Genomic DNA, 6,966 nt, shown 5'->3' with positions numbered 1-6,966 from the left:
TGCCGCAGCACGGGCGGATTCAGGGAGTGGCGGCCGATTGGGGCCGCGGCGTGATCCTGCATTGACGAGCATCGGCATCATTCCTTAGGAATTATCTATAGGAACATAAAATTCCTTTGGTGCAACAATACGAGATTATTGCTCACTTGAAAATAGCCCTTTGGAAGGAGAAGAAAAACCAAAGGGGTCAGAGTCGTCTGAAAATTTCAAAAGACTCTGACCCCTTTGGTTTTTGCCTTTGGTTTTAGGGTTGTTTGTTCAATCAAGCACGCGCTCGACGAAGGCGGCGACCGCCTCGATGACGGCCTGGGGCTGGTCCTTGTGCGGCGAGTGGCGGCAATCGGCCAGTTTGACCAGATCGACATCGCCTGCGCCTGCGGCGATACGGTCGATCTGTTCCATGGTGGCGTACTCGTCGTCTTCGCCCTGAATCGCAAGAATCGGCGCGGAGATGCCGGGCAGGATGTCCTCGATGTTCCAGTCGCGGAAAGCGGGGTGCAGCCAGATGTTCTGCCAGCTGCGGAACACCGCGTCGGCATCGTTGTGGTATCGGCCCAGCCGGGCAGGAAGGTCGGAGTTCTCCCACACGGCCTTGGCCTGGAGAATGCCTTCGATGGTGACGTCCTCGACGAAAACGTGGGGCGCCATCGCGATCACGCCCGCGAGGGGCACATCGGTTCCACCCGCGCACAGAAGCGCGATCGAGCCACCATCCGAATGGCCGAACAGGAAGGGGCGCTCAAGGCCGAGTTCGGCAATGAATGCGGGCAGCACGGCCAGCCCCTCTTCGTGCAGGTAGGTGACATCACGCTGCCGTGTGGCAGGGTCGGAGCGGCCATAGCCGACGCGTGAGAAGACGACCGCCTCGCAGCCGCTCGCGTCGGCCACCTTCTGCGGAAAATCGCGCCACATCGACACCGAGCCCAGGCCTTCGTGCAGGAACACCATGGCAGGCGCGTTTTCGCGCGGATGTGCAGAAGGCAGGCGGACAAATTCGAGATGCTTGCCGAGAATGCTGACGGTCTTCACTTAAGTCTCCGGGTTATTCTTGCTTGACCCCGGATTATTGCGCATCCCCTGCCGGAAGAGACCTTTTTCAGTGGTTCACTGCGGCACGACGACCGATACGCTGACGCATCCCCGACAGCGCCACGCCACCGAGAATGAGCGCGAACCCGCCGATATGGAAAGCCTGCGGGATCTCGCCCAGCAGCGGCCAGGCAGCGAGCACTGCATACATCGGCACCAGGTAGAGCGAGATGCTTGCGCCGGCAGGGCCGCTCAGGCTGACCAGGCGGTCGTAGCACAGGTAGGCGCCGAGGCCGGGCACGAGGGCGAGGAATAGCAGTGCGAAGTAGAGTTCCCAGCGACCGAAATCGGGCGTTTGCAAGGCCACGCTCTCGAACAGGGCAAACGGGGCCAGCGCCACGATACCGCCGATCATCAGCGCGCCAAGGCGAACTTCGGCCGGCAGTTCAGGCAGGGGGCGACGCCGGGCCAGCACGGTGTAGCCAGCCCAACCGCACGCGGCGAGCACCACCCACAAATCGCCGCGACCGAAGGACAGACTGCCGAGCGCCTCGACGTCGCCGCGCGACAGGACAAGCAGGACACCCCAGATCGCGAGCGACATGCCGACCGCGCGTTGCGTACCCACCGGCACTCGCCACACGATGGCCTCGATCAGGGCCACGAGCGCGGGACAGGCGGAGATGATGAGCGCGACGTTGGTGGCGCTGGTATGCACCGCGCCGATGTATTGCGGGCCGACCGCGACGCCCATGCCGAGTGCACCGAGCAGCAGCACACGCGGGGCATTGGCCATCAGCACCTGACGCGAATGCCACAGGCGCGGCGCAATGAAGGGCAGCAGGATCGCAAGCGCCAGCACCCAGCGCCCAAAGGCAAGGAAGACGGGGGGAATGCCGACACTTTCCGCCCAGCGGGCGACCACCATGTTGGCGGCGAACAAGGCCGGCGCGATCAGCATCAGCGGGAGCGCGGCAAGCTTCGGGCCGGCAGCGTAACCCGAGCCAGCGCGGGCAATGGTTCCGGACATCTGTATTTCCTGAACGGTTCGTTCATCGGCCTGCCAGGATCGACACCACCCCGTGGTTGGGGGAAGGCCGAAAACGCAGACCACCTGGACGCCTTGTGGGCGAGTCCAAAGCGTACCGGTTCAGGAAAGGAATGAAATTTCTGCTTTTCGCCAGAAAGCAGAAAACCTTAGAACAGGATTTCCGCCAAATGCGATTTGGCGGAAAATTTGTCCTTGGTTACATCTAAAAAACTGAATAGTTCTGCGTTTCAAGCAAAAAACCCCGCAGCGACAGAGTGACGTGCCCGTTGCCCACGGGCGCAGTAACGCCTCAAGACTCAGCAAGCACCGTGCAATTGCGGCCCGCGGCTTTGGCCTGGCAGAGCGCCTTTTCGGCGCGATCGACCAGATGCCGGAAATCGGGATGGCCGTCATGTGCTGCAACACCAATGCTGGCCGTAACGCCGACGCTCTGCTCGTCGGTCAGCGGCGTCACGCTCGCCTCGATGCGGTGACGAACCTTCCCTGCAACGAAACACGCCTTAACGTGATCCACCTCGGCCAGCAGGATCAGAAACTCCTCGCCACCATAACGAAAGACGAGATCACTGGCCCGAACCTGCCCGATCAGCACGCCCCGCCACGTTCTGCAGCACCCTGTCGCCCGCGTCGTGCCAGAACCGGTCATTGACCTGCTTGAACAGGTTGATGTCGAGCAAGCGCACTCAGCACGCCACACCTTTGCGCCGGCTGAGCTCGATCTCGCGCTACATGATCGTGGGCAGGAAGCAGCGGTTGAACAGTTGCGTCAGCACATCGCGGCCCACCTCGAGATCGGTCAGGCGCCCAATCATGGAAGCGAGCAGAGAGCGGATCTGCTCGACTTCGCTCGTGACAGCCTTGATCAGCGCACGAACGCCATCGGGGACCGGCGCCACCTTTCCGGAACAAACGGCTTCGGGGAAAATTGCGTTGTCTACGCGGGCAACACACTCCGCGATCAGGGTCAGCTCCCGCGTATTGTCGAAAATCAGGGCGGCCTTGTGATTGCGCCACAGCCCGAACGCCGAACCGTTCAGGGACGTGCCCCTTCGAGCGACAGCTCCATTGCCATCGCGCGAAACAGGCGGCTTCCCCAGTCGAGCAATGCACTGGTCTGCCTTTCCCGCTCAAGCAGCAGATCGCCGCTGCCAGCCGGCGAAAAAGGACAGGGTCAGCAGCGACAGCAGTACGAGGCGATCGCGGTCAGCCCTGACCGCCTGCACTGCGTCGTGCTTGGGACTGCTCCAGTATGCCGACCTCGATTCCGATGTCGGTCACCATGCCGGTCATGTGCGAGGTGTACTGCTGAACGGCGAGGAAAACACCCGCAACCCGTTCAGCGCAAACAACCCCCCGTTCGTGGTAGAACTGCGCCTCACCCTGACAAGAAGTTTCTGCCCGATGTCCGATATCCCGCTGCGCGTGCTCTCCGTCATTCCGCCAATGACGCAGCTGAACACGCCCTACCCGTCCACTGCCTACCTCACCGGCTTCCTGCGCTCGCGCGGCGTCGATGCGGTGCAGGAGGACCTCGCGCTGGCGCTGGTGCTGAAACTGTTCTCGCGCGATGGGCTGAATGCGATCCGCACCCGTGCCGAGGCGCTGCCGGCGCGGCGTCGCAGCGAGAGCGTGGCGTGCTTTCTTGAGCACTTCGAGCGCTACCAGACAACCATCGAGCCGACACTGGCCTTTCTGCAGGGGCGCGACTCGACGCTTGCCCACCGTATCGGCAGCGGTGCGTTTCTGCCCGAAGGGCCGCGCTTCGACACGCTCGACGCCTATGTCGACCCGGACGGCGGCGACCCGCTGGGCTGGGCGTTCGGCGCACTCGGCGTGCATGACCGCGCCCGCCACCTGGCCACGCTCTATCTCAATGATCTGGCCGATGTGCTGCGCGAGGCGGTCGATCCGCGCTTCGAGTTCGTCCGCTACGCCGAGTCGCTGGCCCTGAGCCAGCCCACCTTCGAGCCACTGGCACAGGCACTGCCCGCGAAGCCCAACCTGGTCGACGACACCCTGCACGCGCTCACGCTCGACGCCCTGTCGCGCCACACGCCGCAGGTAGTGCTGGTGTCGGTGCCCTTCCCCGGCGCGGTGTATGCGGCCTTCCGCATCGCGCAGTCGGTCAAGGCGCACAACCCGGCCATCGTCACCGTGCTCGGCGGCGGCTATGTGAATACCGAACTGCGCGAGCTGGGCGAGCCACGCGTGTTCGACTATTTCGACTACGTCACCCTGGACGACGGCGAACGCCCGCTGCTGGCCCTGCTCGACCACCTGCGCGGCAAGCGTTCGCAGCAGCGCCTGGTGCGCACCTTCGTGCGCGACGCCGACAGCGGTGCGGTGCGCTACATCAACCTGGTCGAACCCGACGTGCCTTTCGCCGAAGTCGGCACGCCGACCTGGGATGGGCTGCCGCTCAACCGCTACCTGTCGCTGCTCGACATGCTCAACCCGATGCACAGGCTGTGGTCGGACGGGCGCTGGAACAAGCTCACCGTCGCTCACGGCTGCTACTGGAAGAAGTGCAGCTTCTGCGACGTCAGCCTGGATTACATCTCGCGCTACGACGGCGCATCGGCCGCCACCCTGGTCGACCGCATCGAAGCCATCATCGCCGAGACCGGGCAGACCGGTTTTCACTTCGTCGACGAAGCCGCGCCGCCCAAGGCCTTGCGTGCGCTCGCCGAAGAGCTGTTGCGGCGTGGCGTGTCGATCTCGTGGTGGGGCAATATCCGCTTCGAAAAATCCTTCACCCCCGAGCTGTGCCAGCTGCTGGCCGACAGCGGCTGCATCGCGATTTCAGGGGGGCTGGAAGTGGCCTCCGACCGCTTGCTCACGCTGATGAAGAAAGGCGTATCGGTCGATCAGGTGGCGCGCGTCACCCACGCCTTTGCCGAGGCCGGCGTGCTGGTGCATGCCTACCTGATGTACGGCTTTCCGACGCAGACGGTGCACGACACCGTGGATGCACTCGAATACGTGCGCCAGCTGTTCGAGGCGGGCTGCATCCAGTCCGGCTTTTTCCACCGCTTCGCCTGTACCGTGCATTCTCCGGTGGGCATGAACCCGGCGGAGTACGGCGTGCGCCTCGAGCCACTGCCGCCGGGCAACTTTGCCAAGAATGACATCGGCTTCATCGACCCCACCGGCGTCGACCACGATGCACTGGGCAAGGCGCTGAACAAGGCGCTGTACAACTACATGCACGGCATCGGGCTGGATACCGGGGTACGCCAGTGGTTTGACGACAAGGTGCCCAAGCCCCGCGTGCCGCGCAACTTCATCGAGCAGGCGCTGCAGATGCGCTGAACGCGAACGGAAACGCGGGCGCATAGCCCACTGTAATGAATTCGCGCCCGGCGGCGACCAAATCCAATGACTCGACCCCTGAAGACTTCATGACCCAGGCTGCAAAACACCTCGTCCTTGCCGGTGGCGGGCACGCGCATCTGTCTGTGCTGGAGATGCTTGCTCAACGCAGACCTGCCGGCCTTGAGACCACGCTGATCACGCCCGCTCCCTTCCAGAACTATTCCGGCATGCTGCCGGGCTGGATTGCCGGGCACTACACGCTGGATGAGTGCCGCATCGACCTGCGCCCGCTGGCCGAGGCTGCCGGTGTGCGTCTGGTCGTCGGACGCGTCACCGGCATGGACGCAGATCAGCACCGCCTGCACCTCGAAGACGGCAGCACGATGGACTACAGCCTGCTCTCGCTCGACGTCGGCAGCGAGACCGACACCGCGGATCTCGCCGCGCTGGGCGAGCGCCTGCTCCCGGTGAAGCCGCTGGATGATTTCTTCGTGCAGTGGCCGCTGCTCATGGCCACCGCACTTGAGACGCCGGGCTTTCGCATTAGCGTGATCGGTGGCGGCGCAGCCGGGGTAGAAATCGCGCTCGCGGCAAGCCACAGATTGCGTGAGGCCGATAGCACGGCACGAATCGACCTGGTCATCTCGGAGACAGGGCTGCTTCCCGGCCATGCTGCGGGCGTCGTCAAGCGCGCACAGCAAAGTCTCAACAAGGCAGGCATCGGGATCCATCGCGCGCGTGCCCGCGCCAGCGAATCCGGACTGGTGCTTGCCGATGGCACGCAGTTTCCGGCCGACAAGGTGATTGCCACGACCGGCGCACGGCCACTGGGCTGGCTCGCGCACTGCGGCCTCAAGCTTGACGCGCGCGGCTACATCCTTGTGGATGCCCACCACCGCAGCCTGTCCCATGCCGACGTCTTTGCCGCGGGCGACACCTGTGCGCGCGCAGACGTACGCATGGCGCGTTCAGGCGTGCACGCGGTGCACGCGGGTCCGGTCCTCGCCCGCAACCTGCTGGCAACGATCGAAGGCGGCGACCTGCAAACCTACCAGCCGCGCCGTCGCTCCCTGTACCTGCTGGCCACCGGGCCCCGGCATGCGATCGCGTCCTGGGGTCGCTGGTCGGCCGAAGGCGCCTGGGTGTGGCGCTGGAAGGACCGCATCGACCGCCGCTTCATGAACCGCTTCGCCCTGCCCGGCAGAGCCATCAGCGCTGCCACGCCGGCCAGCGCCGAGCGCGAGTGCTAAGCATCCACCCCTGCAGACTCACCATTCGACCCAACATGTCCGAAGTCCTCCGCCTCGCCCTCGCACCCGCGATCGTGCGCAATGCGCTGCGCGTCGCCCTCGTTGTGGGCACCATCCTGAACCTGATCAATCAGGGCGCGCCTCTCATCTCGGGGGAGGCTGTATCCTGGTTTCATGTGTTCCTGAACTATCTGGTGCCCTACTGCGTGTCCAGTTACAGCGCGGCGAGCCACGAACAAGCGCGCAGACGCGCCCGCTGATCTGCCAGCAACGAAGCAAAGAGAATCAAAGAATCAAAGGGGTCAGAGTCGTTTGTAAATT

8 protein-coding genes are annotated in these 6,966 nt (G+C 64.0%); 3 read left to right on the top strand and 5 right to left on the bottom strand.

Translation table 11 applies throughout. The annotated features are described in order from the left end of the window. Positions 1 to 258: 258 nt before the first annotated feature. From AC22G6_RS21635 to AC22G6_RS21615, 5 genes are all read right to left on the bottom strand, one after another. On the bottom strand, positions 259 to 1,029 hold the full coding sequence (locus AC22G6_RS21635; RefSeq protein ID WP_108949006.1) for an alpha/beta fold hydrolase: 771 nt from the start codon (positions 1,027 to 1,029) through the stop codon (positions 259 to 261). 67 nt (positions 1,030 to 1,096) lie between these two features. Further along, positions 1,097 to 2,059 (bottom strand): DMT family transporter, encoded by a 963-nt coding sequence (locus AC22G6_RS21630; protein ID WP_108949007.1) that lies wholly within the window; start codon positions 2,057 to 2,059, stop codon positions 1,097 to 1,099. A 310-nt stretch (positions 2,060 to 2,369) separates the two neighbouring features. Next, complete coding sequence (locus AC22G6_RS21625; RefSeq protein ID WP_159099430.1) at positions 2,370 to 2,672, bottom strand: GGDEF domain-containing protein; 303 nt, start codon at positions 2,670 to 2,672, stop codon at positions 2,370 to 2,372. Next, entirely contained in the window at positions 2,644 to 2,757 is a 114-nt protein-coding gene (locus AC22G6_RS21620) for a diguanylate cyclase domain-containing protein (protein ID WP_159099431.1), read from the bottom strand. The genes AC22G6_RS21625 and AC22G6_RS21620 overlap by 29 nt, the downstream gene beginning before the upstream one ends. A gap of 48 nt (positions 2,758 to 2,805) precedes the next feature. Then, positions 2,806 to 3,117 (bottom strand): hypothetical protein, encoded by a 312-nt coding sequence (locus AC22G6_RS21615; protein WP_487368480.1) that lies wholly within the window; start codon positions 3,115 to 3,117, stop codon positions 2,806 to 2,808. Positions 3,118 to 3,481: 364 nt separating this feature from the next. Between AC22G6_RS21615 and AC22G6_RS21610 the strand changes: the two genes are divergently transcribed. From AC22G6_RS21610 to nrtS, 3 genes are all read left to right on the top strand, one after another. Further along, entirely contained in the window at positions 3,482 to 5,392 is a 1,911-nt protein-coding gene (locus AC22G6_RS21610) for a B12-binding domain-containing radical SAM protein (protein ID WP_487368479.1), read from the top strand. A gap of 89 nt (positions 5,393 to 5,481) precedes the next feature. Further along, the gene (locus tag AC22G6_RS21605; protein ID WP_487368478.1) at positions 5,482 to 6,645 is read left to right on the top strand and encodes an FAD-dependent oxidoreductase; all 1,164 of its coding nucleotides are present in this window, start codon (positions 5,482 to 5,484) and stop codon (positions 6,643 to 6,645) included. Positions 6,646 to 6,680: 35 nt separating this feature from the next. Beyond that, complete coding sequence (gene nrtS, locus AC22G6_RS21600) at positions 6,681 to 6,905, top strand: nitrate/nitrite transporter NrtS (RefSeq protein WP_487368477.1); 225 nt, start codon at positions 6,681 to 6,683, stop codon at positions 6,903 to 6,905. Positions 6,906 to 6,966 lie beyond the last annotated feature (61 nt).

The sequence above is a fragment of the Parazoarcus sp. PS-13 R2A genome, assembly GCF_057621855.1.
This window is presented reverse-complemented; position numbering and strand designations above follow the sequence as displayed.

What these genes read in the sequence shown, in the direction of transcription:
- AC22G6_RS21630 (WP_108949007.1), bottom strand. Translation starts at nt 2,059, where the DNA reads ATGTCCGGAACCATTGCCCGCGCTGGCTCGGGTTACGCTGCCGGCCCG.
- AC22G6_RS21605 (WP_487368478.1), top strand. Translation starts at nt 5,482, where the DNA reads ATGACCCAGGCTGCAAAACACCTCGTCCTTGCCGGTGGCGGGCACGCG.
- nrtS (WP_487368477.1), top strand. Translation starts at nt 6,681, where the DNA reads ATGTCCGAAGTCCTCCGCCTCGCCCTCGCACCCGCGATCGTGCGCAAT.
- AC22G6_RS21610 (WP_487368479.1), top strand. Translation starts at nt 3,482, where the DNA reads ATGTCCGATATCCCGCTGCGCGTGCTCTCCGTCATTCCGCCAATGACG.